The 23,592-nt window shown below is 61.2% G+C and carries 20 protein-coding genes and 6 pseudogenes; 5 read left to right on the top strand and 21 right to left on the bottom strand.

The window, feature by feature from the left end:
- Positions 1–279: 279 nt before the first annotated feature.
- Positions 280–399 (bottom strand): annotated as a pseudogene (locus L6637_RS38955) (ATP-binding protein); the annotation flags it as partial.
- Positions 400–909: 510 nt separating this feature from the next.
- Between L6637_RS38955 and L6637_RS38950 the strand changes: the two are divergent.
- Both L6637_RS38950 and L6637_RS38945 read left to right on the top strand, forming a co-directional pair.
- Positions 910–1,296, top strand: coding sequence for a recombinase family protein (locus tag L6637_RS38950; protein WP_128929831.1), 387 nt, complete (start codon positions 910–912; stop codon positions 1,294–1,296).
- 49 nt (positions 1,297–1,345) lie between these two features.
- Complete coding sequence (locus L6637_RS38945; RefSeq protein WP_128929830.1) at positions 1,346–1,705, top strand: hypothetical protein; 360 nt, start codon at positions 1,346–1,348, stop codon at positions 1,703–1,705.
- Positions 1,706–1,711: 6 nt separating this feature from the next.
- Here the strand turns inward: L6637_RS38945 and L6637_RS38940 are convergent.
- The 7 genes and pseudogenes from L6637_RS38940 to L6637_RS38910 form a co-directional block, all read right to left on the bottom strand.
- Positions 1,712–1,852: pseudogene (locus L6637_RS38940) on the bottom strand (ATP-binding protein); the annotation flags it as partial.
- Between the two features lie 265 nt (positions 1,853–2,117).
- Positions 2,118–3,141 (bottom strand): annotated as a pseudogene (locus L6637_RS38935) (IS110 family RNA-guided transposase).
- A gap of 82 nt (positions 3,142–3,223) precedes the next feature.
- Positions 3,224–3,725: pseudogene (locus L6637_RS38930) on the bottom strand (ATP-binding protein); the annotation flags it as partial.
- A gap of 11 nt (positions 3,726–3,736) precedes the next feature.
- Positions 3,737–5,198 (bottom strand): annotated as a pseudogene (istA, locus tag L6637_RS38925) (IS21 family transposase).
- 159 nt (positions 5,199–5,357) lie between these two features.
- Positions 5,358–5,492: pseudogene (locus L6637_RS38920) on the bottom strand (transposase); the annotation flags it as partial.
- 257 nt (positions 5,493–5,749) lie between these two features.
- Positions 5,750–6,658 (bottom strand): 3-hydroxyacyl-CoA dehydrogenase NAD-binding domain-containing protein, encoded by a 909-nt coding sequence (locus L6637_RS38915; protein ID WP_128929829.1) that lies wholly within the window; start codon positions 6,656–6,658, stop codon positions 5,750–5,752.
- Entirely contained in the window at positions 6,655–8,070 is a 1,416-nt protein-coding gene (locus tag L6637_RS38910) for an amidase (protein ID WP_128955110.1), read from the bottom strand. The genes L6637_RS38915 and L6637_RS38910 overlap by 4 nt, the downstream gene beginning before the upstream one ends.
- Before the next feature lie 576 nt (positions 8,071–8,646).
- Between L6637_RS38910 and L6637_RS38905 the strand changes: the two genes are divergently transcribed.
- From L6637_RS38905 to L6637_RS38895, 3 genes are all read left to right on the top strand, one after another.
- Positions 8,647–9,378, top strand: coding sequence for a LuxR family transcriptional regulator (locus L6637_RS38905; protein ID WP_128929827.1), 732 nt, complete (start codon positions 8,647–8,649; stop codon positions 9,376–9,378).
- Between the two features lie 81 nt (positions 9,379–9,459).
- Positions 9,460–10,092 (top strand): acyl-homoserine-lactone synthase, encoded by a 633-nt coding sequence (locus L6637_RS38900; RefSeq protein ID WP_128929826.1) that lies wholly within the window; start codon positions 9,460–9,462, stop codon positions 10,090–10,092.
- Between the two features lie 59 nt (positions 10,093–10,151).
- Positions 10,152–11,117, top strand: a complete 966-nt coding sequence (locus L6637_RS38895) for a LysR family transcriptional regulator (protein ID WP_128929825.1) — start codon at positions 10,152–10,154, stop codon at positions 11,115–11,117.
- Here the strand turns inward: L6637_RS38895 and L6637_RS38890 are convergent.
- The 13 genes from L6637_RS38890 to L6637_RS38830 all read right to left on the bottom strand — a co-directional run bounded on the left by L6637_RS38890 (position 11,087) and on the right by L6637_RS38830 (position 23,556).
- Positions 11,087–11,323, bottom strand: a complete 237-nt coding sequence (locus tag L6637_RS38890; protein ID WP_128929824.1) for a DUF2274 domain-containing protein — start codon at positions 11,321–11,323, stop codon at positions 11,087–11,089. The two genes, L6637_RS38895 and L6637_RS38890, sit on opposite strands and share 31 nt — an antisense overlap.
- A 4-nt stretch (positions 11,324–11,327) precedes the next feature.
- The gene (locus L6637_RS38885) at positions 11,328–12,536 is read right to left on the bottom strand and encodes a TraB/TrbI/VirB10 family type IV secretion system protein (RefSeq protein ID WP_128929823.1); all 1,209 of its coding nucleotides are present in this window, start codon (positions 12,534–12,536) and stop codon (positions 11,328–11,330) included.
- Entirely contained in the window at positions 12,533–13,480 is a 948-nt protein-coding gene (gene trbG, locus L6637_RS38880) for a P-type conjugative transfer protein TrbG (protein WP_128929822.1), read from the bottom strand. Before trbG ends, L6637_RS38885 begins: the two co-directional genes overlap by 4 nt.
- A 32-nt stretch (positions 13,481–13,512) precedes the next feature.
- Positions 13,513–14,196: a conjugal transfer protein TrbF gene (gene trbF, locus L6637_RS38875; protein ID WP_128929821.1), complete on the bottom strand. Its 684-nt coding sequence runs from the start codon at positions 14,194–14,196 to the stop codon at positions 13,513–13,515.
- Between the two features lie 458 nt (positions 14,197–14,654).
- Positions 14,655–15,884, bottom strand: coding sequence for a P-type conjugative transfer protein TrbL (gene trbL / locus L6637_RS38870; RefSeq protein ID WP_128929820.1), 1,230 nt, complete (start codon positions 15,882–15,884; stop codon positions 14,655–14,657).
- Positions 15,881–16,255: a putative entry exclusion protein TrbK-alt gene (gene trbK-alt / locus L6637_RS38865; RefSeq protein WP_128955109.1), complete on the bottom strand. Its 375-nt coding sequence runs from the start codon at positions 16,253–16,255 to the stop codon at positions 15,881–15,883. Before trbK-alt ends, trbL begins: the two co-directional genes overlap by 4 nt.
- On the bottom strand, positions 16,255–16,986 hold the full coding sequence (trbJ, locus tag L6637_RS38860) for a P-type conjugative transfer protein TrbJ (protein WP_128929818.1): 732 nt from the start codon (positions 16,984–16,986) through the stop codon (positions 16,255–16,257). The genes trbK-alt and trbJ overlap by 1 nt, the downstream gene beginning before the upstream one ends.
- Positions 16,983–19,424: a conjugal transfer protein TrbE gene (gene trbE, locus L6637_RS38855; protein WP_128929817.1), complete on the bottom strand. Its 2,442-nt coding sequence runs from the start codon at positions 19,422–19,424 to the stop codon at positions 16,983–16,985. The genes trbJ and trbE overlap by 4 nt, the downstream gene beginning before the upstream one ends.
- Positions 19,425–19,435: 11 nt before the next feature.
- A complete protein-coding gene (locus L6637_RS38850) occupies positions 19,436–19,699 on the bottom strand; it encodes a VirB3 family type IV secretion system protein (protein WP_128929816.1) in 264 nt (87 codons plus the stop codon).
- Entirely contained in the window at positions 19,699–19,968 is a 270-nt protein-coding gene (locus L6637_RS38845; RefSeq protein ID WP_232995658.1) for a TrbC/VirB2 family type IV secretion system protein, read from the bottom strand. The genes L6637_RS38850 and L6637_RS38845 overlap by 1 nt, the downstream gene beginning before the upstream one ends.
- Before the next feature lie 47 nt (positions 19,969–20,015).
- Complete coding sequence (trbB, locus tag L6637_RS38840; RefSeq protein WP_128930183.1) at positions 20,016–20,936, bottom strand: P-type conjugative transfer ATPase TrbB; 921 nt, start codon at positions 20,934–20,936, stop codon at positions 20,016–20,018.
- A gap of 201 nt (positions 20,937–21,137) precedes the next feature.
- The gene (locus tag L6637_RS38835) at positions 21,138–21,566 is read right to left on the bottom strand and encodes a ribbon-helix-helix domain-containing protein (RefSeq protein WP_128929814.1); all 429 of its coding nucleotides are present in this window, start codon (positions 21,564–21,566) and stop codon (positions 21,138–21,140) included.
- 7 nt (positions 21,567–21,573) lie between these two features.
- Positions 21,574–23,556 (bottom strand): conjugal transfer protein TraG, encoded by a 1,983-nt coding sequence (locus L6637_RS38830; RefSeq protein WP_128955108.1) that lies wholly within the window; start codon positions 23,554–23,556, stop codon positions 21,574–21,576.
- Positions 23,557–23,592 lie beyond the last annotated feature (36 nt).

Here is a 23,592-nt window from a genome sequence, read left to right as displayed (position 1 = left end):
AGCTTCAAATAGGTCCCGCGCTGGACTTGCGGCGAGATCTGCGACGCGGGACCTATTTGAACCCTCCAGTATTCCGAGATGATCTCGCCCACCATTCCGATTTGATGTCGCCCGGGGCGCGAGGCGTTCTGGCTGTCTGGTTTCTGGCATCGGCGAAGCCGCGTGGTCAATCTTGAATCGCGGCTCGACGGGCGGGTTTTTCTGTTGTTCCTGCTGTGGGCATGTGGGCAACGCTCTTGCGTTGTCCAAGCGTAGCGGCATGTCCACAGCGCCACAGGCTCAGGCCTTTCGGTCAGGTTTGCGGGTTCGCCGCATGCTTTCGCCGTTCAGATCGATCCGGTGGGCGTTATGGACCAGGCGGTCGAGGACGGCGTCGGCGTAGGTGGGATCACCAAACACAACAGAGTGCCCCTATTTTGGAACGGGTCGTGTCTCACGTCACGATCACTGACCCGCATCATTTTCTTTTTGGGCACCGGCTTGAGGTGCTGAAGGAGCGGTCGGGGGCGGTCCCGCCTACGTCGTTGTCGCGCTGCCGGACGGCCGGCCGCGGGCAGTTCGGATCGCGTCGACGGATCTTGTCGAGACGCCGATCACGCCTCGCCCGAACGCCGCCGATCTGCCGCGCATCAGTGCCCGTACGCTGATCCCATTGATGCAACATTTGAGCGCGAGTCTGAGCCTTCTCGACGAGAAGGTGATTCGCGATGACCCACCGACCGCTTCCAGGTCGCGTTGCGTATCGACCCCTGCCGATATTGGCAAATCCACCCCGCCGTCCGACGGCCGACATTCCGCGCCTGTGGCCGAATCTGTCGACCGCGACGCAAACCCAGATCGCTCAAATCCTCGCCACGCTGCTGCGGCGAATGCAAGCGGTTCCCGGCACGGCCGGAAGGAGACTGGGTCGTGCTGATCAGCTCGACCGTCGCTGACGAGCGGCTCACGACCGCACACCGAGCCAAGTTGGCCTACGTCTACGTGCGGCAGTCATCCGTGAACCAGGTGCGCCAGCACCAGGAGAGCACCGAGCTGCAGTACCGCCTCGTCGATCGGGCCATCGGTCTGGGCTGGCCGCCGGAGCGCGTCCAGGTCATTGACGAGGATCTGGGCAAGTCCGGAGCTGGCGCTGTGGATCGTCATGGTTTCCAGAAGCTCATTGCCGAGATCGGCCTTGGCAACGCCGGCCTTGTGGTGAGCCTCGACGCTTCTCGCTTGGCCCGTCGTCTGGCAGACCGCCACAACCAGCGAGCATCACGTACAACGGCGCGTTCATACCTACCGCAACTACATTGACATTGATCGGTTGCGGCGACGGATCGTCGAGTTGAATGCTGAACATAAAATGGATGCCGAGATCGCGGCAATCCTCAATCAGGAAGGCTTTGTCGCGGCCCGAGGCTGCGCTTTCAAAGGCGAGAACGTCCGGCTGTTGCGCACCCGCTGGGGCATTCCCACGGTCAAAATCAACGGCGTAGACAAGAATCCGATGCGCTGGCCCGACGGCAGCTTCTCGATTCAGGGCGCAGCGGCTGAGCTTGGAGTAACCCCGCAGACGGTATTCGACTATCTCGCGCGCGGAATGCTGGCAGGTCGTCAGTTAACCAAAGGCCAGCCATGGCAGATCGAGCTCTCAGACGAACAAATCAGTCAGCTTCGCAATCGAGTACAACACACCAAGCGTTCGAAGGAGGAGGCATCATGAAGTCATCGGCTCGCCGATCAGCGCGTGCCATTGATCGATCGGGAGCTGGCTGGTGACGATGGTGGAGCCGCGGCCGTAGCGGTCCTCGAGGATCTCCAGGAGGTCGTGGCGGGCCGCGGCGTCAAGCGGCTCGAGGCCCCAGTCGTCGTATGTGGACGGCCTCTGATGGCAAGCACAATTTGGCACTTCGAACGACTTGGACGGCTGCGATCGTATGTCCGGCGTTTAGCGCGGATCATATCTCCGCTGGCCCTGATGAAGTCCGACAACCAAGGGGTCACATCAAGGATGCGAGCTTTGAGGCTCACACGACTGGTCGGGTTTTCCTGGTTTTCGGTGGCGACCGTTGTCTTTCATCATGCCTTTCTTGCACTTACCAAGCTTATAACTCTTCGATGCGGCTGTCCGACACTCAAAGTTTGGCGAACATCTCGGTGCGGAAGCATTCTCCGGTTTTCATCATTGCCCAGATGATCCGAGCAAGCTTGTTGGCGAGGGCGACGGTCACAAGCCGCGCCGGCTTTTTTAGCCAAAAGCCCGACAATCCAGTCGCGCAAGCCGCCGCGGCGTTTTTCCACAACGTTTAGAAGCGATGTTGCTCCGAGAACGAGTAACTTCCTTATATATCGATTACCCGCCTTGGTGATGGTTCCGAGAGTTGGTTTACCCCCGCTTGAAATTTGCCTGGGCGTCAGACCCAGCCAGGCAGCAAAATCCCGTCCCGAATTGAATACGCTTGGGTCTGGTACACTGGCTGTAATTACCGAGGCAACAAGCTTGCCAACGCCGGAAATTTCTCCGAGCGAACGGCTCGTCTCGCTGAGCGCGTGAGCCTTGGCGATCTCCCTCTCCAAATCATCGAGTGCGCCTCCGAGCGCATCAATTTGCTGACCGAGAACCCTCGCGGCCAGGACAGCGGCGTCGGGAAGAGTCGCATCGCCTTCTGCGAGGCCTAAAGGCTCGTCGACGCGGCCGGTGCCCTTGGCGACGACAAGACCGAATTCGGCCAAATGGCCGCGTAGAGCGTTCACGCTCATCGTTCGCTGTTTGACCAGCAGCTCGCGCGTCTTGTGCCACATCAGGGTCGCTTGCTGATCAGCGCTCTTGATCGGCACAAAACGCATGGCAGGGCGCGAGACCGCTTCACAGATGGCTTCCGCATCGACGGCATCGTTCTTACCTCGCTTGACATAGGGTTTTGTGTAGGCCGGCGGCATCAGAGACACATCGTGTCCCATGGCCTTCAGTTCGCGCGCCCTATAGTGGGCTGAGCCGCAAGCCTCCATGCCAACGCGGCACGGCTCGATCCTCGAGAAGAACTCGCGCATCGTCCGGCGCGTCAGCTTGCGCTTTACGGCTGGTGCATCCTCACTAGACAGCGCATTAATCTGAAAATAGTTCTTGGCGAGATCAACGCCTATTCTAATAAACTTCATCTCGGACGGTCCCCCTTCTTTGTGGCGCTCTGGCGACCACGCCTTGGCACTATGATGCCGTTGAGGTGAGGCCGTCCACACCATCAAAGATGAGGAGATCGACGCGGCCAAGCGCGCGCAGCAGGCGGGAGTGGCGGCCGTCGCCGCGCGCCAAAGCGAGATCGCTAAACAGCCGTGGGACGCGCTGATAAAGCACGGAGCGATTGTCGCGGCAGGCCTTGTTGCCGAGCGCTGAGGCGAGCCAGCTCTTACCGACGCCGGAGGGCCCGCAGATCAAAAGGTGGCGTGGTCGTCGATCCATTGCCCTTCGACCAGCATCGTCAGCAGGCTGCGGTCGAGGCCGCGCGGGGTGCGATAGTCGATGTCCTCGACGCAGGCCTCCTGGCGCAGCTTGGCGTATTGCAGCCGCTTCGACAGCCGCTTGTCGCGTCGCAGCGACGCTTCGCGTTCGAGCAGGAGCGCGAGCCATTCGGCGTGGCCGAGGCTTGCGGCCTCGCCGCCGGCTTCGATGTCGGCGAAGGCGCCTTCGCCATGCCATGCAGGCCGAGCGTGTAGAGTTGATCGAGGGGCGGATGCGTGAGCAAGGCGTGATCTCCTAGTTGTAGTAGCGCGGCCCGCGGTTGTTGGGATGGAGGATCGGCGCGTCGTCCGCGGGCCGCTTGGGTGAAGGCCGCCGATCGAGATTGTTGGCGAGGATCGATTTGACTGAGCCGTAGGTGCGCGCCGATGTGCGAAAGCCCTGCTCGGGGTGCGTGCGTTCATCGAGGATCAGGTCGCACAGCGCGGCGGTGGCCGGCCCGATCGCGGCGGCCTCCTTGCGGATGCGCTCGATGGTCCAGCCGGCGTAGCGCCGATGACTGGACGCCATGTGTTCCGGCACGGTGGTGTGCTTGTGGTTGCCGCTCATGCGCTGATGCGCGGCGATCCGCTCGCCCTTGTGGAATATCTCCACGGTGCGGGCGGTGAAGCGCACCTCGACCTCGGCGCGGACGAAGCGATGCGGGACGCTGTAGTAATGCGCCTCGACCTCGACGTGGTAGTCGATGCTGGCCCGGCAGATCCGCCACTCGGCGAACACGTAAGGGCTCTCCGGCAAGACCCTGAGTGCCGGCCGGTCGATCTCCTCCAGCAGCTTGCGGCGGGTCACGCCGAGCCGCCGGATCGGTCGCTCCTCGTTGAGCCGGGTCATTAACTCGGCGATCGCCGCGTTGACCTCGGCGAGGCTGTGGAAGGTCCGATGGCGCAGCCGTCCGAGCAGCCAGCGCTCGACCATGAGGACCGCCTGCTCGACCTTGGCCTTGTCCCGTGGCCGCCGTGGGCCTGGCCGGCAGAATGGCGGTGCCGTATTGCGCCGCCATGTCGGCGTAGCTGCGGTTGATCTGCGGATCGTACAGGCAGGCCTTGATCACGGCGACCTTGGTGTTGTCCGGCACCAGCAGTGCCGGCACGCCGCCGATCGCCTCGAAGGCGCCGACGTGGCCATCGATCCAGTCGGCGAGCCCCTGCGTCCAGGTCGCCTGCGCGCAGGTGAAGCTCGATGCGCCGAGCACCGCGACGAAGATCTGCGCGGTGCGCCGCTCGCCGGTAAACCGGTCGATCACCACCGGCACGCCGTCGCCCGCATAATCGACGAACAGCTTGTCGCCGGCTGCATGCGACTGGCGCATCGTCGCCGACAGCCGGCCTTCCCAGGCCCGGTAGAGCTCGCAGAACCGCGAATAGCGATACCCGCCGGGTTCGCCCGCGATGTACTCCTCCCACAGGATCGACAGCGTCACGTGCGTGCGCCGGAGCTCGCGGTGCACCGCCGCCCAGTCCGGCTCCGCCTGCCGGCGATGGCCACGCCGGGTGCCGAGACCGGCTCCCGCGCTGGCGAACAACCGGGCTTCCAGCACAGCGTCGGTGATGCCGTCGGGCAATGGCCAGGTCAGCCCCGCCGCTTCAAACCGGCGGATCGTCAACCGCACCGTCGAAGGCACCGTCCCCAACCGCCGCGCAATCTCGCGGGTCGGCATCCCAGCCGACTTCAATCTGATCACATCGCGCACATGGCGCATCGCAAGCCTCTCCGTCGGCATCCAGGTCCCCCTTCGCAACGAAAGGCGGGACCGTATCGGAGCCAGAAGAGGCCTCGTCACCCCGGGTTCGCTCTTGCGATACCCCGGGCGACATCATCCCGGAATGGTGGGCGACATCAAGCGGAATCAGCAGCCGAACTCCTTGACCCATTTGCGCAGAACGTTCTCATGAACGTCCAGGTCGCGGCCGGCTTGTGCCACCGACACCCCGCGTTTCCGGACCAGCTTGACCGCCTAGATCTTGAACTTGCGACTAAACTTCCGTCTCTTCATCGCCCACCTCCGGCTTCATGAAACACCTAATCTCGGTGTCCATCAAACCGGCAGCAGCTCAGACTGAGGGAGCGTGCCACGCGCCGTCGGCGGCTTGGCAATGATGATTGTTTGGTGCAATTCACGCTTGATAGCGCCGTCAGGCAACAGCTTTGGCCAATGTCAACGGCGCGTCAGTCCTGCGAGCGCCGGCTCGGATGTACAGGTTGTCTTCCAATTGTCGCTGAAGTCAACCCACGCTGAGCTTGTCCATATGCTTAAATTGAACTCCGCGCGGCAAGGAGTCTCAAGAGTGCGCGATCACGTTCACCTTCTAATTCGGAAATCGATCTGCCATCCGCCTCTGCATGGACGCCAGCGACCAGACGGGTACAGACATCGGGAGTAAGCTGTGGCTGACCTAGCGTGGCCCATCGGCGTTCCTGGCTAGGCCCGAGATGTCGCAGGTAATGCTCAATTCCCCCAGGACCCCCACCAAGGTGGTAGGCCATATGTGCACCGACCACTGACCAGCGCAGCCCAGGTCCATGCACGAGCGCCGCGTCGACAGCGGCGACATCAGCAATATTCTCGGCGACTAAGTTGACCGCTTCACGCCAGAGTGCTGAAGCAAGCCGGTTGGCGATGTGCCCTACTACGTCGCGGGCTAAAAGAACTGGCTCGCGGCCGAGCCCGCGAAAGAACGACACAGCCGTCGTCCGAAGATCAGCATCGGCCCCATAAATCTCCACTAGCGGCATGATGTGTGGAGGATTGAAGGGATGAGCAGTAATGAATCGCGAGGTTCGTTTTAGGCTGGTGGCAAGCTGTGACCAAGTTAGAGAGGATGTACTGCTTGCGAGTACCGTATCGGGATGGGCTGCCGCCTCAACGCGGCCGTAGAGCTCTCCTTTTAACTCGAGCACTTCGGGTGCGTTTTCCTGAACCCAAAAGGCGTCGGAAACCGCCTGTTCCGGTGTCTCGACAAGGCGAAAGGAACCAAGGCCTGATTCAAGTTCCGAGGGACGAAAAACCTGCTTCTGACATCGAGAAATCGCTTCTTGCAACAGGGACTGCGATTTTGGCGCTGGATCCCAGCCGACGACGTCATAACCATAGGCAGTGAATAGCGCCGACCAGCTTTGGCCTATAAGCCCGCAGCCGAGAACCGCGATTGTGCCATTCATGTTGCGAGCCCCAGATCGATCGGCGTACTGCCGAGTAGCCCCAAACTATCTTCAAGCAGTTTAGCACCGGCCAATAACTGCCCGTCGGCTCGAGGGGGAGCGACCATTTGCAAGCCTACCGGAAGGCCGGAACTCGTGAAACCGCAGGGCAGAGACATCGCGGGGCAACAGACGAGGGTGATTGCAAAAGCGATGGCAACCCAATCCACGTAATTCTCAAATTGTCTGCCGTCGCACTCCATGACGTGGCTGTTGGCCACGGGGAAAGGCTCTACGATTGTTGCCGGCGTCAAGAGAAGATCGTACTTCTCGAAAAACTTAAGTACGCGCACCACCATGGCAACTCGCTGCTCCTCGGCGCGTTCGAGTTGCTCGATAGAAAGCTTCAGCCCTTCTTCGATGTTCCAAACGACGTCCGGCTTGAGCAGATCGCGATGGCTTCGAAGTAGAGCAGCTTTGCTAATAGCGAAATCGAATGCGCGGAGAACGTGGAAGCACTCTTGAGCTTCTCGAAGATCGGGGTGAGCTTCTTCGACGATTACACCAAGTTCGACGAAGCGCGCTGCAGCGCCGCGGGTAATTTCCACAATTTGAGGATCCACGGGTGTAATGCCCAGATCGGCCGAATAGGCAACCCGTCTTGGTCTCTTTGCCGTGCGCGTGGTCGTCAGGAACGATTCTGCGGGTGCCGGCAAGGACAGTGGATCGGCAGGATGCTCACCACTCATTGCGTCCAACAGGAGCGCAACGTCCTCGACATTGCGCGCCATTGGTCCGTGTATGCCGAGGTTGCGGTCGATTTTAGATTTGGGAGTTCGGGCCACTCGGCCCAAGCTCGGCCGAAGACCCACTACACCGCAAAAGCTCGCCGGATTTCGGAGTGAGCCCCCCATGTCAGAGCCATGCGCAACCCAAGCCATGCCGGCGGCGATCGCAACCGCGGCACCTCCGGACGAGCCAGCAGCAGAGCGAGCTGGATTCCACGGATTGAGCGTTGCTCCGAAGAGTTCATTGACCGTGTTGGCCCCCGCTCCGAACTCGGGGGTGTTCGATCTTGCATAAACAACACCACCATTCTGCTCGATGCGCTCGACCAAGATGTCCGACGTCTCAGCTATTTTGTTCCTGAAGATCGGGGAGCCCTGTGTGTTGCGAGTGCCGGCAACGTCAATCAGATCTTTGATGGGAACGGGAAGACCGGCCAGCAGCCCACGTGCGCCGGTAGGTCGCTCCATCAGCGTACGAGCATGTGTGCGCGCGCGATCAAAACAAAGGATGGGCAGCGCGTTAAGCTTGCCGTCGACTTGCCCGATCCGCTGCTCCAGCGCGTCCAGCAGCTCCAGGGGGCTTACTTCGCCATTCCGCAATTTTTCGACAACACTGCAGGCGGTCTGCCTGATCAATTCATGCACTTCAGAACCCCGTCTCTTGCCGTCGTCCCCTTAGTTGGCGATCGAGAGCAATGATCGCAAAAGTGTAGGCATTTTCGAAAGGCCGCTTCGACGACGCATAGAAAAGTCTCCAACTGGACGGCGAGCAGAACGCTGGGCGGCGCTTGACGCGCACGGCCCCGTCTGCCTACGAAAAATTATCTCTTAGCTTTTCCTCAGCCCCGCCTCGCCTGCCGTAGAGAACGTAGGACCACTTTGGGAGTAAATCCGCGAAGAATCCCGGCGTACGCGCATTTATCCTGCCAAATTCTGCGATGAGCGCAGGACTGCGGCCTCTAAGTGTAGTTGCGTGTGTGGAAGATGACCGCCAAACTATCAGGGCTTGTCGTCCTTGCGCTCTTTGGCGGTTCTCGCCTACAGAACCGCCCAGAACAGTGATGTCGGTTGCGCCGTGTCGAAAGTGGACGTGAGCTGAATAGGTGCAGCTCGATCGCTGGTCGGTTAACAGTGTGACGTCGCGAGACTTTCGAACAACTTGCCTTTACGCAGCAAAGGGACTCGTAACGTCGCTCATCTTCTCTACCGAATCGTATGCGAATGAGCACGCACCGTATCTTCCAAAATTTTCTCAATCTGCTGATCAACGCGAACCACGCTGATGGCTTTAGCGACGCCTTGGCGGTCACCGGACGCGCACTTGAGCTGCCATGTTTGGCTTATCTGGCCTGGCCGAAGAGACGGGGTGAGAACGCCCTCGTGATTTCCACGTATCCCGCCAATTGGGTTGCGCATTATGTGCGCAGTCACTATGAGCGCCTCGACCCCATTATCGAGCGTGCGCTGGAGACCACGGAGCCCTTTAGCTGGGACCACAGGGAACCTCATAGATTGATTTCTCGGGCGCAGCGAAGCTTGCTCGACGAAGCTGCTCAGTGTGGGATCCGATTGGGATTCACCGTTCCAATCCACAACGGCGCCTCCATGGCCGCCTTGACGTTTGCCACCGACCAGAATGACCGAGCATTTCAATTGAGCATAGAGCGCCGCTCGGAGGTCCTCCAGTTCATGGCCATTTCTTTCGACCGGCGCGTGCGGCAAAAGCTTTCTCATGAACTGATGATCGCTAACGTTGAACTCTCACGTCGCGAAATGGAGTGCCTCGACTGGGTCGCAAAGGGCAAGACCACATGGGAGATTGGGCAGATCCTGCAGATATCGCCAAATACCGTGAAGTCCTATTTGAATAATGCAAAGAACAAGCTGGGCGTGAGGACATTGGCCGAAGCGACTTCACGACTTGGCGCTGCTAAGGCAGTTAGGCAAGATTAGGGCCGCGCCGCCCCTCTAGTTGTACGTGGTGCCATTTGCACCCGGCTCTCCCATATAGTCGAAATCCGGACAGGAGGGGTCATGATTCAACTGATTGCCGAACCATTTCACGGCGCGTTCTCCCAAACGCTAGCGGCCATGCACAGGCTGCGGCATCGCGTCTTCAAGCAAAGATTAGATTGGAGCGTTCACAGTTCCGGCGAGATGGAGACCGACGAGTTTGACGCGCTAGGTCCGGTATATCTCGTCCAAACGTCGGTCGAGGGACTGGTGCAGGGGTCGGTTCGCCTTTTGCCGACAACCGGCCCGACGATGATCCGCGACACCTTTTCTGTGCTCCTGGGAAAGTGCCCTGCCCCATCGGATCCTCATGTGTGGGAGAGCAGCCGCTTTGCAGTTGATCTTCCTTCAGATGCTCCGAAGGCGGCACACGGGCTTGCGAGGGCAACTTACGAACTCTTCGCGGGCATGATTGAGTTTGGTCTGTCTCGACAGCTCACGAGCATCGTCACAGTCACCGACGTCCGGATGGAGCGAATTCTGAGGCGCGCAGGATGGCCGCTTCGCCGGATTGCATCGCCTTGTGAAATTGGAAACACGCTTGCTGTCGCCGGCCACCTGGAAATCACGCTCAATGCTTTGGACAGGATACGTGCGGCCGGTGGACTCGCCGGCCCAGTTCTCTGGACTCCAGTCCTGTCGCACGCCGCCTGACTGCCGGCTCGCTGCCCGCAGAACTCATCCGACTTAAATCGCCGCACCTTGATTTGTAAATGCCTCCAATCGACCACCTTGCCTGTCAGACACAGCGACCAATATCCAATCCAATAAGTTTACAACATCTGCGCGTTGCTGTGACAGTCAATGAAGCGGGCAGCATTCGGAGCGCAGCCAGGGTGCTGGGTGTCGAACACTCGGCCATCAGTCGGGCGATCGGACGATTGGAATGCCTGGTTGGTACCCGCTTGTTCGAGCGATCGAGATACGGGATGAATCCAACAGCCTCTGGTACGACATTCCTGAGGACGGCAAAGCTTATCATCGAGCAGGTCGATTCATTATCGAAGGCGACAGTCTTGACCCTGTCCAAGCGGGCGGATCACCTGGCTATCGGCTTCTGCCCATTCGTCTCCGCAGGACGAATAACACCTGCGATCGCCGAGTTTCAAAGCCGTTATCCGGAAATCAAGGTCGCCGTCCTTGAACGCGTCATGCCGGAACTCCTGATCGCGCTTCAGACGGGCTCGCTCGATATCGCCATCGCGCCAGACGGTCTATCTTCCATGCTGCTCACGGCGGCCTTTCCCCTATGGCGTGAAGGTATTCTCATCGCACTCGCCAAGAATGATGAGTTAGCTCAGAACGAGTCGGTCTCCTGCGCCGATCTGCACAGTCGAACCGTTCTCGTCAGCCGCGATGATCCCGCAAGAGAAGTCGAAGACCTTCTGGTCTGCAAACTGGCGGCTCATGGAAACGGGGCCTTAATCGAAGCCTGCGACGTGAGCCGCAGCAAGCTGACCAGTCTCGTCAGCATTGGCCGCGGCGTCACGCCGTTATTGGCATCCGAAGCTCACGCCGGATTCCCAGGGGTGGTGTATCGCGAACTGCACGACGCAAGGGGACCCAGTCGGATCACAATGTCAGCTCATGTCAGAACCGGCGATGAAAGATCTGTTGTCGCCCACTTCCTAGCCCTTCTGAGAGAATGTTATTCTTCAGGAGGGGAAGAGCGGGCTTGACGTTTTGATTTCGCAAAAGCCCGGTCTGTCGCCATGAAGCGCGCCAACATCGGGCCAATGAGCTTGGCAGGTTCGACGGCCTGTCCGGTTTGCTTCGCCAGCACATCGGCATAGACGTGCAAATCCCGGTGAACATGGGCCGCGAGTTCGACCGTCATTTTGACAGGCCGATCGTCCACAAGCGCTGCAATCTTCAATTTAGGCATGCGGCTAGCCTCTATAAGGTTCAAGAATGAGATCACGGTTGACCAGGACGCGGACCGGGTAACCCGGGCGTATCGTCAAGGTCGGCTGGATATTGAGGCTACGGCGGACCACTTGTTGGCCGGCCTGGTTCAGCGAATCTGATGCACCGCGCCTGAGGGCACCAATGATTGCGCTGTTGCTATTGCTCGCATCGGAACCTGCACCCGCTTCCGAGCCAACAGCCAGGAAGGTCGACAGCGCCGCCGCCTTGAACAGCTCACCCCAATGGTTGTCAACCTGATCTTCAAGGCCGGCATAGCCTTGCGTGTCTGTCCCCGGTTGGCGCTCCAAGACGACCGAGCGGCCGTTCGGCATGATCAACCGGGTCCAAACGAGCAGCACGCGGCTCTGGCCGAAGCTCACCTGACTGTCATAGATGCCAGTCAGTCTGGCGCCCTGGGGGATGAGGAGAAAGCGCCCGGTGGGCGTATCATAAACATTCTCGCTTACCTGAGCTGTGATCATTCCAGGCAGATCGGAGCGAATGCCGGTGATCAGGGCCCCGGCGATAACCGATCCGGCCTGCACCACGTAAGGTGATGGCGCCTTCACGAGGCGGTCTGGACTGGTCGTTCGTCGATCGGTGGCCGCATTTACGAAGGCGAGCTTCCGGTCCTGAGCGTTTTGCAGTGACCCATCCTCGCTGCTGGGGATCAGGGAGGGAGCATTGGCGCCACCTGCTTGGGCTCCGCTCGACGCTGCCGTGTCCCTCACATTGGTAGAGGCGAACAGTCGGCTTACACGAGCCGCCTCTTGTTCCTGGTCACGGCGTTGCTGTTCCTGGTCGGCCGCAGCGCCTGGCGCGGCGATCTGGCCTTTGGCGGCCAGGATTGGTCTGCCGAGATCGCCGGGAAGAGGTGGACCAAGCTGGGGGACAGGAGGGGTGACCTTCGAGTAGTCCGGCGGCAACGCTGTGACGCTCTCAGCAACATTGTGACGCTCAGCCAGATAGAGCTCCTCGGAAGCGGCCTCACGCGGCCGTTGTTTCTGGAGCGCCCACGTCGCCGCCGCGGCGACCAGCGCCAGGCAGAGCGCGGATCCGGTCAGCAGCACCTTGCGAGACAAGCGGGTGACGCTCGGGTATTCGGGCCGGAGCCGAAACCCATCCTCGAGCTCACCTGTCTCCTGTTCGCCGTCCGGGGAGGTCTCATCTTCGCGGTGTTCTTCCGTCATGACGAAAACCTCCCGTCGGTGCGGACGATCCTAACCTTTTGTTGATGTTCTCCACCAAGCCGCAGTTCGGCAGCCGCAAACAGGCGGTCGACGATCAGGACGCTGCCAAAGGTGCGATAATTGACGATTTCGCTCTTACCGTCAGGCCCGAGCACAAACAGCGGCGGCATTTCGCCTTGGACGATACCTTGCGAGAACTCGATGTAGACTTTTCGGCCGTCGTCGTAGGCTGCAAGGGGGCGCCACGGCGGATTGTCCCCCTCGATCGCATACCGAAAGCGCCGTTGTGCAAGCTCTGGGAGCAGCGGAACAGGAGTCAATTGCTGCCGCTTGATCCGATCTTGCGGATAGTACCACGCGACCGATGGCATGTAGGGCTTCTCGCGCGAGCGGAGCTCGAGGAGATAGGTGCGCCGATCAGTATTGATCACGAGGTTGGTTTCGATGGAGGCGCGCGTCGGCTTGACCAGCACGTGCACCCTGCGCTCCTCGCCGCTGCCGCTTTCGGTGTCGCCGATGACCCATCGCACGGTGTCGCCGGCTGCGAGCGGGCCGGAGCCGGTCAACTGCTCCCCCTCCTCAAGAGCAATGTCGGTGATCTGTCCCGGCGCGGCATAGACCTGATAGAGCGCGCCCGGGCTATAGCTGTAGATCTGTGCGGCGTTGAAATAGCCTCTCCGCCTCGGCTCGACGCGCGCCGCACTGTTGGCGATTTCGATCCGGTTGACCGGCTCGACATCCTCCTTGGTGCCCGGCTTGCCGCCAAGCGACGGCTTCCAGGATGGAGGCACATGCAGGGGACGCGGACGATCATCCGCCGGCGCTGCCGCCACAGGCAGCGGCGGCACATCTGTGTCATAGCTGATTTCGGGTGGAATGAAGGTCGAGCAGCCGCTGAGCATGCAGCCAAGCATGACGGCTGCGGAAGTGATGCCCCTCTTCATTGGCGCTGTCCTGAACTCGCAAGGATATACTTTCACTGCCCCAACTCCTTGGACCAATTGATCGAATTCACATAGATTCCGAGAGGATTTTTGCGCAGCCGATCGGCATCACGCGGCGTTCGGATGACGATGCTCAGGATGGCTGTCCATCGCTCGGTCGAGGCGAGCGAGCCGTTCTCGTAAGCGCGCTGAATCCATGCGACACGAAAGCTGTCGGGCGAGGCCCGTATGACGCTGGAGACTTCCACCGAGATCTGCGCCTTGCCGAGCCCGGCGAATGGGTCGTTTGCCCTGGCATATTCATTGAGTGCGACGGCCCCGCGATCGGTCGTGAAGTCGTAGGCCCGGAGCCAATTCTGCCGCAGCACGATGGCATCGGATGGCAGGGCGCGCACATCTTCGATGAACCGCGCCAGGTGCCAGGCAATTTGTGGATCCGTCGGGTCGTAGTCGGAACTTGCAGGCGAGACCCGCTGAGCTTGACCGAGCCGGTCGACCTCGACGATCCACGGCGTTATCGTTCCTTGTGTCGATTGCCAGATCAGCCCGCCGGCAAGGCTGCAAGACAGAGCAAGGCAGCCGAACGCCATCAAGCGCCAGTTCTTCGCCTGCAGGCGGGCCGAGCCGATGCGCTCGTCCCAGACTTGACCTGCCTTCTGATAAGGGGTGAGTGCCGCCGGCGCGCGGCCATAATGCGTTGCTGATCTCTTAAACATTGAACTTCCCCTGAGTATCCCTGATCCATCGTAGCGAGCCGGCAGCAGACGGCGTTTTGCTCATGTCGGCTGCTCGATGCGGATCACGCGCGCGAACACGCACAAGCACCGTACGATGTGGCAGCTTCTGCACCGCCGGCGGCGAATGCTGCGACTGAGTCCCCTTACTTCCGGGAGCTGCGCCGGATTGCGCGGCAAAAGAACCGAGCCCAATCCTGCCTTCGCACCCGCGACACCGAGAAGAAGGGGCCGTTGGCGCAGCGACGTGTCGGACGGGATCTGGCCATGGATCGCTTGCCAGATCAGAGCTGGCGTCAGCGTCAAGGACAGAATGCGAGAGGCTTGAATGACGCATTGACGACCCAGCCGACGCACTGCAGAGGACCCACGAGAACAGCTGATCATCGGAACAGGCCGAGCGGAGTTCGACGGCCATGCGCCGTTCTCGGAAATCCCTCTCATCGGCGCTCTTCCTGGGAGAGATCGACCGAGCTGCCGCTGCCACCGGGATCGCCGGATTTGACTGCATGAACTGCCGCCGATACCCCCCGATCAAGGCCCTGACCTTGCTTGATGCGCTGAGCCCAAGTGGGGCTACCGCTCGCGGTCTGAGCTGAAGTGCTCGTCGATTGACCGCCTCCGCCAACCGTCGAGGCCATCCTGCGAAGTGGACTTGCTGCTGCAGAGGCGGCCGCATTTGCGACGCCCGTGAGGCCGCCACTGCGATATGCCGCTGCGGTGCCCGTGACAGCGCTTGCGCCCATCCTGCCGGCGCCCACGAGCGCTCCGCCGGCGAGACCTGCCGCACCTGCAGCAAGCCCGGCTGTCGCCACCGCGGCGCCGCCTGCGGCAAGTGCTGTACCGACCGCAGATCCTGCGCCGAGTTGCGGCCCACCGGAGACCAGCCCGCTTGCGATGCTCGGTCCGAAGATCCCCAACGCCAACAGCGAGAGCGCCGCAAGAACCAATGTCATGGCATCTTCGATGGTCGGTTGGGCGCCGTTGAAGCCCGACGTAAATTGCGAAAACAGTGTTGAGCCGATGCCGACAATCACAGCCAGCACCAGCACCTTGATGCCTGATGAGACCACGTTGCCGAGGACGCGCTCTGCCGCAAAGGCGGTCTTGCCGAACAGGCCGAAGGGAATCAGCACAAATCCGGCCAATGTAGTGAGTTTGAACTCGATCAGTGTCACGAAAAGCTGAACGGCCAGAATGAAGAAGGCAAGAAGCACGATTGCCCAGGCAAACAACAGAACCACGATCTGGACGAAGTTCTCGAAAAAGCTGATGTAGCCAATCAGGCTGGAGATCGAGTCCAGGAGCGGACGGCCTGCATCGAGGCCCACCTGCGCGATCTTGCCCGGCCGCACGAAATCGCCGGCCGACAAGCTGGTGCCGGAGGCCTTCAGCCCAAGGCCCGCAAAGCTCTCGAAGACGATACGGGCGAGACTGTTCCAATTTCCGATCAGGTAAGCAAAAACCCCGACGAAGAGCGTCTTCTTGACCAGCCGCGCGATGATGTCGTCGTCCGCGCCCCAGCTCCAGAACAACGCTGCAAGCGTGATGTCGATCGCAGCGAGGGTCGTTGCGAGGTAACCGACCTCCCCGCCCACGAGACCAAAGCCGCTGTCGATGTAGCGTGTAAAAGTCTCCAGGAATTGGTCGATGATGCCCGTGCCGGTCATTGGTCGCCCCCTACCGCAGGACGGGCTAGATAGCCTTGAGGCAATCGGCTCTGATCCTTTGCTTCCAAAGCCTCTTCCGCCGAAGAGCCAACTGACGAACCCTTCGAGTCCGTCTTCTGCCCAAGGAAGCTCCGGCGGCTTTCTGCCCAGACCTTCCGGCAAGTCTCATAGGCATCAGTTTGCGTGGATGTCACGGCACGGCAACGGATCAGGTCAGCCTCGTGCACACTCGGTATTTGGGCGGTCATCGGCTGGTGTTCGAGCTCACCCGCATGATTCTGCAGCGTGAGCGTGCATGCGATGATCGCCACTATGCCGCCAAAGACGGTGATTGCGATCGACACCGCCTTGATAGTTTTCGGATCCCTCATCAGTGAAACATCTGTACGTTGGAGGATTGATAGCCGGGCCCAGGAGTCAGAAAGCGCTGCAGCTGTTCGCGGCCCTGGTCTTGGGCCGCTGCGCGTTGGGCTGCTTCGAGAGCCTGTGCCCGGCCGTGGGCCGCGACGGTCGCGGTGAGATCGGCGAGCTGTTGGGCCTGAAGAGCGAGGAGCTGATTACCGGCCTGGGTTGCCTGGAGCGCGCCGCTGGCGCTCTGGCTCGAGCTCACCAGGGCGGACAGCTGAATGCGATTGGTGTCGAGGTTGCCCACAACGCCGGCTTGGAGGCGAAGAGCGTCCTGAAGCGCTCCGACGGAGTTCTGCCAGCGCGCCTGCGCTCCCGCAAACAGCGCGGCATCGGACTGGCTGCTTGTTGCCGGCGCATAGCTTGTGGCAAAGGCGTGGTCGATCTGTTGGACGTCGTAGGCGATGTGCTGCGCCTGACCAAGGAGCTGCTGGGTGCGCTGGATGGAGGTCTGAAGCTGCAGAAGCGAAGAATAGGGCAGGCTCGCCAGGTTTTTTGCCTGGTTGATCAGCATCTGCGCTTCGTTTTGCAGCGAGGTGATCTGGTTGCTGATCTGCTGCAGCTCGCGAGCGGCGGTCAACACGTTCTGAACGTAATTGTTGGGATCGAACACAATCCACTGGGCACGCGCTGTGCCGCTAGAAAAAGCCGATGCAACAAGGATCGTGATGGCGAAACGCAAGCGTCGAAGGCTCATCGTGATGACTCCAGATTTTTCAGATTCGGGATGAGGTCGATAGCCCAGCTTGCTCCGCGGTGCTCAAGCCAGACCGCTAGAAACCCCTCGGCGCCGTGCTCGGCGACCAGGTGCTCGATTGCGAGTTGATCGGACTTGGCTGATGCGGCTGTAAAGGCGAGTGCGACCTCGCCGAGGCCAAGCTCGAACATGCGGTTGCCTCGGCGAGACTGGCAATAATAGTCGCGCTTCGGCGTTGCCCTGCTCAGGAGTTCGATTTGGCGATCATTGAGCCCGAACCGGCGATAGATGGCTGTGATCTGCGGCTCGATCGCGCGCTCGTTTGGCAAGAGCAGCCGCGTCGGGCAGCTCTCGATGATTGCGGGGGCGATTGCCGAGCCGTCGATGTCGGAAAGGGACTGGGTGGCAAACACCACCGAGGCGTTCTTTTTTCGGAGCGTCTTCAGCCACTCCCGCAACTGTCCTGCGAAATCGGCATCATCGAGCGCTAGCCACCCCTCGTCGACGATGATCAATGTAGGCCTGCCGTCGAGCCGGTCACCGATCCGGTGAAAAAGATAAGCGAGTACGGCCGGCGCAGCCCCCGTTCCGATCAGTCCTTCGGTCTCAAATGCCTGGACTGAGGCTTCCCCAAGCCGCTCGAATTCTGCATCCAGCAGCCGCCCATAGGGCCCACCCAGACAATAGGGCTGGAGAGCGCGCTTGAGGACGTTCGACTGCAGAAGGACAGAAAGCCCGGTTAGCGTCCGCTCGGGTACCGGTGCCGAGGCAAGCGAGGTCAGGGCCGACCACAGATGGTCCTTGCCTTCTGGAGAAAGATCGACCTTCTCTCGTGTAAGAAGAGCGGCCACCCAGTCAGTCGCCCAGGCCCGTTCGGCGGGATTGTCGATCCAGGCCAGCGGCTGCAATGCGATCGGTGCGCCATCATCGGCCGACAACGCGCCACCAAGGTCGTGCCAATCGCCGCCCATGGCGATCGCGGCCGCCCGGATCGAGCCGCCAAAATCGAACGCGAACACCTGCGAGCCGGGATAGCGGCGGAACTGAAGGGCCATCAACGCGAGCAGAACCGATTTGCCGGCGCCGGTCGGTCCCACAACAAGAGTATGCCCGACGTCGCCAACGTGAAGGGAGAAGCGGAATGGCGTCGAGCCTTCCGTCTTGCCAAAGAGCAGCGGCGGCGCGTTGAAGTGCTGGTCCCTCGCCTCGCCTGCCCAGACGGCAGAGAGAGGAATCATGTGCGCGAGATTCAAGGTGGAGATCGGAGGCTGCCGAACATTGGCGTAGACATGGCCGGGGAGGCTGCCGAGCCACGCCTCGACGGCATTGACCGTCTCGACCATGCAGGTGAAATCGCGACCCTGAATGACCTTTTCCACTTGGCGTAGCTTTTCGTCGGCCGCCCTTGCATTCAGATCCCAAACGATGACAGTGGCGGTGACAAAGGCCTCTCCGATCTCGTCGGATCCAAGTTCCTGGAGCGCGGCGTCCGCGTCCATCGCCTTGTTGTGCGCATCGGTATCCAGCAGCGAGGATGCTTCGTTCGTCATCACCTCCTTCAGGATCGCGGCAATAGACTTCCGCTTGGCGAACCACTGCCGGCGAATTCGGGTTAGCAGCCTTGTGGCTTCTAGCTTGTCGAGCATGATGGCTCGGCTCGACCAGCGATAGGAGAAGGCAAGCCGATTGAGGTCATCAAGAATCCCAGGGGTCGTGGCGGTCGGGAAGCCGACGATCGTGAGCACCCGCAAATGCGCCGCTCCCAGCATCGGCTCCAGCCCTCCCGAGAGCGGCTGATCCGCCAGCAGAGCGTCCAGGTACATCGGGATCTCCGGGACGCGGACACGATGGCGCTTTGTCGAGATCGTCGCGTGAAGATAGGTCAGTGTTTCGCTGTCATCGAGCCAGCGGCATTCGGGCATGAAGCCTTCGATCAACTGCAGGAGGCGCGCCGTCCGATCAACGAAGCCAGCCAGCACCTGCCGCGCATCGGCATCTTCGTTGCGAGCGCAGCCCTCATAGAGAAGCCGCTCGGCCCTTGCGGCATCTTCCGGCGGCGGAAGATAAAGGAGCGTAAGATAGTAGCTCGACTCGTAGTGGACGCCCTCCTCCTCGAACTGGGCCTTGCGCTCGGCGTCAACGAGCGCGGAGGCGACGTCCGGGAACATGCTCGGCGGGTATGCTCCCGCGGAGTGACGCTGGGCTTCGACGAAGACCGCCCAGCCCGAGCCAAGGCGGCGCAGCGCATTGTTGAGCCGGCCGGCGACTGCGACGAGCTCCGCCGGTACCGCGCTGTCGAGATCGGGCCCGCGAAATTTGGCCGTGCGTTGGAACGAGCCATCCTTGTTCAGGACAATGCCCTCATCGACCAACGCGGCCCAGGGAAGGAAGTCCGCAAGGCGGGTGTTCGACTTGCGATATTCGGCAAGATTCAACATGGGAAAGGTTCCTAAAGATCGAAATGAGCGGGAATTCGCAGGTGGCGGTGTACGACCTCGACGAAAGCGGGATCGCGCTTTGCGGCCCATACAGCTGCGGCGTGGCCGAGCGCCCAGAGCAGCAGGCCCGCGATCCACAGGCGCAATCCCAATCCAAGTGCCGCTGCGAGCGTGCCATTGACGATCGCAACAGCTCTCGGCGCTCCGCCCATCAGGATCGGTTCGGTCAATGCGCGATGCACCGGCACGAGGAAGCCTGCGACGCCCTCCTGCATCAGATCACCACGCCGCCGCCAAACGAGAAGAACGACAGGAAGAAACTCGAAGCCGCAAAGGCAATCGACAGGCCGAAGACGATCTGGATCAGCCGGCGAAAGCCGCCGGACGAATCGCCGAAGGCCAGCGTCAAGCCTGTGACCACGATGATGATGACCGCGATGATCTTGGCGACAGGCCCCTCGACCGATTGCAGAATCTGGTTGAGCGGCTGCTCCCAGGGCATGTTGGAGCCGGCGGCCATGACGGGGGTAGCGGTCGTGGTCATGGCAATCAAGGCCAGGGTGAAAGCTTGCGAAGTCTGGAGGCGATGGTTCACTTGAGATCTCCTGCTGGTGAAAGACTGTAGTCGCCGCCCGCACTGATGCCCTCGACGCGGGCGAGCTCGGCAAGGCGGCGATCGGCGCCGCGCCCCGAAAGGACGGCGATGACATTGATGGTCTCGGCAATGAGCGCGCGCGGGACGGTGACGACCGCCTCCTGGATGAGCTGCTCCAGGCGACGTAGCGCCCCGAGCGCAGAACCTGCGTGGATCGTGCCGATGCCGCCGGGATGCCCCGTGCCCCAGGCCTTGAGGAGATCGAGCGCCTCCGCGCCTCGGACCTCACCGATTGGAATTCGATCCGGCCGCAGCCGAAGTGAAGAGCGCACGAGGTCAGACAGCGAGACCACGCCGTCCTTGGTTCGCAGAGACACGAGGTTTGCTGCCAGGCATTGCAGCTCCCTGGTATCTTCGATCAGAACGACCCGGTCGGAGGTCTTGGCAACCTCCACCAGCAGCGCATTGGTCAGCGTGGTCTTGCCTGTCGACGTGCCGCCCGCGACGAGGATGTTCTGTCGCCCGGCAACGGCGTCCCGCAGCATCGCGGCTTGACCGGCGCGCATGATCCCGGCGGCGACGTAATCGTCGAGCGTAAAGACAGCGACCGCTGGCTTTCGGATCGCAAAGGTCGGCCGAGCCACGACCGGCGGCAACAATCCCTCGAACCGCTCTCCGGTTTCCGGCAGCTCGGCCGAGATCCGGGGAGCAGCTCCATGGACCTCTGCACCGACATGATGCGCGACCAGCCGAATGATGCGCTCCCCGTCCGCAGGTGACAGCTGCTGGCCGGTATCCTCCAAACCGCCGGACAGGCGGTCGATCCAGAGCCGCCCATCGGGATTGAGCATCACTTCGATGACGGCATCGTCTTCGAGATAGCGCGCGACCGCAGGCCCGAGCGCGCTGCGCAGCATGCGCGCGCCGCGCGAGATCGCCTCCGCTTGAGCCGACTGGATTATCACGAGAGCCCCATTCGCTTGAGAGCGCCCCCCACGAGCGCCTCAGATGGGGACGATTAGAAAAACCACGATGGAAGATGACGCAACAACGTGGCTCGTCGGATCGTAGGCTAGCGTAGAAAGAGAAACATTGGCGCAAAGCCTCAACAACCGATGTCAGTTGCTGTCTCCGTCCGCCGGCTGCCGAACGATATCTTCGGGAATCTCGCGCAGAAAACTCTGCCCCTTTTGCAGGCGACGGCCGAGCGTCTCGACAAAACCCTCGAAGCGCTCACGCCCCTTGGCTTGGGCGGCAGCCTGGGCGTCGGAGGGAAGCGGGGGCGTGACTGTCAACCAGAACCGCACGAACAGAGCCAGAGTTTCAGCGGTAAGTCCGAGGTCGCGTTCGAGGCGTTGCATTTGGCGCGATATCCTGTCGAGACGACGCGAAAAGGCGGCTTCCCGCCGGTCCGAGCCATCTGGGGACAGGAACGAGCTGACTGCCGCCTCGACGATTGCAGAGCGTGAGATGTTTTTTCGATCGGCAAGTTCCGTGATCTGTGCCAACAGCTCTGGAGGGAAGTAGACGTTCATGCGGTTGCGCATGATCTTCTCACAATTCAATGCCATCATTCGGGTCGAGTGCGGCTTGCCGCGCAACGCCGCGCATCTTCTGCCGCAGCAGGCGCGACTGGCGCGCGGCATCTTCGTCGTCTTCCAGCACGGCGAATTCCTCGGCCGGCGCGACCTCCGTCGTTTCCTTAACGATGGCGAGGTGATCCGGAAGCTCGGGCTCTCGCCGCAGTCCGCCATTGGCCGTGTCAGCGTCGCCACCGCCAATGTCCGCGGGCGTCTTATCGGGAATAGCGGCCTTCAGCCCTGACCAGCTGTCGGCGCGAGAAGACCTTCGGATCTTGACGGGATCTGGCGGGGGAAGTACGCGCTCGGCAAATCGCTCATCCTCGTAGTAGCGCACTTTTCTCGCACGGATTGGAGGAGTGCCTGCCACCATCACGATCTCCTCTGACGGCGGCAGCTGCATGACCTCTCCCGGGGTCAGAAGCGGCCGCGCGGTATCTTGGCGAGAGACCATGAGATGGCCGAGCCATGGGTTGAGCCGATGGCCGGCGTAGTTCTTCATGGAGCGTATTTCGGTTGCCGTGCCTAGCGCATCGGAGACGCGCCTTGCGGTGCGCTCATCATTGGTCGCAAAGCTTACCCGGACATGACAGTTGTCTAGGATCGCGTTATTCGGGCCGTAGGCCTTCTCGATCTGGTTGAGCGACTGGGCAATGAGGAACGCCTTGATGCCGTAGCCGGCCATGAAAGCCAGTGCCGACTCGAAAAAATCAAGTCGTCCCAAAGCTGGAAATTCATCCAGCATCAGCAACACGCGGTGACGGCGATCCTTATCCTGAAGGTCCTCGGTGATCCGCCGCCCGATTTGGTTGAGGATCAAGCGGACTAGTGGCTTGGTTCGCGAAATATCCGAGGGCGGCACGACCAGGTAGAGCGTGGTGGGGCAGTTGTCTGCGATAAGGTCGGCGATCCGCCAATCGCAGCGGCTTGTCACTTCGGCGACGACGGGATCCCGATAAAGTCCGAGGAAGGACATCGCTGTCGAAAGCACACCCGAGCGTTCATTCTCGGATTTGTTCAGCAGCTCTCTTGCCGTAGAGGCGACGACCGGATGCGGCCCCTGGTCCTTGAGGTGTGCTGTCGTCATCATCGCGTTCAGCGTCGTTTCGATCGGCCGCTTGGGATCCGATAGAAAAGCGGCGACGCCGGCGAGCGTCTTATTGGGCTCGGCATAGAGGACGTGAAGGATTGCCCCGACGAGCAGGGAATGACTGGTTTTCTCCCAATGGTTCCGCTTGTCGAGCGAGCCCTCGGGGTCTACGAGCACATCTGCGACGTTCTGGACGTCCCTGACCTCCCACTCCCCGCGCCGGACCTCCAGAAGCGGATTATAGGCTGATGATCTGGCATTGGTCGGATCGAACAGCAGCACACGGCCGTGCTTCGACCGAAACCCGGCTGTGAGCTGCCAGTTCTCACCCTTGATGTCGTGCACGATGGCCGAGTGCGGCCATGTCAGCAGCGAGGGGACGACGAGCCCGACGCCCTTGCCGGACCTCGTTGGAGCAAAGCAGAGGACGTGCTCGGGCCCATCGTGACGCAGGTCGTTCTTCTCCAGTCGGCCAAGCACAACCCCGTCCGCGCTCAGCAAACCTCCCGCCCTCACCTCCTCAAGCTTGGCCCATCGGGCCGAGCCATAGGTGGCAACGTCCTTGGCCTCCCGGGCGCGCCAGACAGACATGGCGATGGCCACGGCGATGGAGAGAAAGCTTCCAGAGGCGGCGATGTAGGCGCCCTCGGTGAATACGTCAGGTGCATAGGCGTCGAACACGAACCACCACCAGAAGAACTCGGGCGGGTAATAGACCGCAAATCCATACATCTTGAACCAGGGCAGACCGAGCTCGGGTTGGAAGGCCAAGCGCCAGGCCGTCCACTCCGTCGCGCTCCAGATCGTGAGCAGGACGATCGCGCCGACAGCCACGAGCTGCCCCCACAAGATCTTGGTTCCGGACATCGACAAGGCTCTCCTTCGCTGAATGACGCTCTGGCC

Origin of the sequence: Bradyrhizobium zhengyangense (genome assembly GCF_022012435.1) — a bacterium.
Classification (GTDB): Bacteria; Pseudomonadota; Alphaproteobacteria; order Rhizobiales; family Xanthobacteraceae; genus Bradyrhizobium; species Bradyrhizobium zhengyangense.
The sequence above is the reverse complement of the archived record's forward strand: the minus strand, read 5'-3'. Positions and strand labels throughout refer to the sequence as shown.

Excerpts from the sequence above, each read along its gene's own strand:
- L6637_RS38945 (WP_128929830.1), top strand. The coding sequence starts at position 1,346 with ATGGATGCCGAGATCGCGGCAATCCTCAATCAGGAAGGCTTTGTCGCG.
- L6637_RS38915 (WP_128929829.1), bottom strand. The coding sequence starts at position 6,658 with ATGAATGGCACAATCGCGGTTCTCGGCTGCGGGCTTATAGGCCAAAGC.
- L6637_RS38905 (WP_128929827.1), top strand. The coding sequence starts at position 8,647 with ATGAGCACGCACCGTATCTTCCAAAATTTTCTCAATCTGCTGATCAAC.
- L6637_RS38900 (WP_128929826.1), top strand. The coding sequence starts at position 9,460 with ATGATTCAACTGATTGCCGAACCATTTCACGGCGCGTTCTCCCAAACG.
- L6637_RS38895 (WP_128929825.1), top strand. The coding sequence starts at position 10,152 with ATGCCTCCAATCGACCACCTTGCCTGTCAGACACAGCGACCAATATCC.
- L6637_RS38890 (WP_128929824.1), bottom strand. The coding sequence starts at position 11,323 with ATGCCTAAATTGAAGATTGCAGCGCTTGTGGACGATCGGCCTGTCAAA.
- L6637_RS38885 (WP_128929823.1), bottom strand. The coding sequence starts at position 12,536 with ATGACGGAAGAACACCGCGAAGATGAGACCTCCCCGGACGGCGAACAG.
- trbG (WP_128929822.1), bottom strand. The coding sequence starts at position 13,480 with ATGAAGAGGGGCATCACTTCCGCAGCCGTCATGCTTGGCTGCATGCTC.
- trbF (WP_128929821.1), bottom strand. The coding sequence starts at position 14,196 with ATGTTTAAGAGATCAGCAACGCATTATGGCCGCGCGCCGGCGGCACTC.
- trbL (WP_128929820.1), bottom strand. The coding sequence starts at position 15,884 with ATGACCGGCACGGGCATCATCGACCAATTCCTGGAGACTTTTACACGC.
- trbK-alt (WP_128955109.1), bottom strand. The coding sequence starts at position 16,255 with ATGAGGGATCCGAAAACTATCAAGGCGGTGTCGATCGCAATCACCGTC.
- trbJ (WP_128929818.1), bottom strand. The coding sequence starts at position 16,986 with ATGAGCCTTCGACGCTTGCGTTTCGCCATCACGATCCTTGTTGCATCG.
- trbE (WP_128929817.1), bottom strand. The coding sequence starts at position 19,424 with ATGTTGAATCTTGCCGAATATCGCAAGTCGAACACCCGCCTTGCGGAC.
- L6637_RS38850 (WP_128929816.1), bottom strand. The coding sequence starts at position 19,699 with ATGCAGGAGGGCGTCGCAGGCTTCCTCGTGCCGGTGCATCGCGCATTG.
- L6637_RS38845 (WP_232995658.1), bottom strand. The coding sequence starts at position 19,968 with ATGACCACGACCGCTACCCCCGTCATGGCCGCCGGCTCCAACATGCCC.
- trbB (WP_128930183.1), bottom strand. The coding sequence starts at position 20,936 with ATGCTGCGCAGCGCGCTCGGGCCTGCGGTCGCGCGCTATCTCGAAGAC.
- L6637_RS38835 (WP_128929814.1), bottom strand. The coding sequence starts at position 21,566 with ATGCGCAACCGCATGAACGTCTACTTCCCTCCAGAGCTGTTGGCACAG.
- L6637_RS38830 (WP_128955108.1), bottom strand. The coding sequence starts at position 23,556 with ATGTCCGGAACCAAGATCTTGTGGGGGCAGCTCGTGGCTGTCGGCGCG.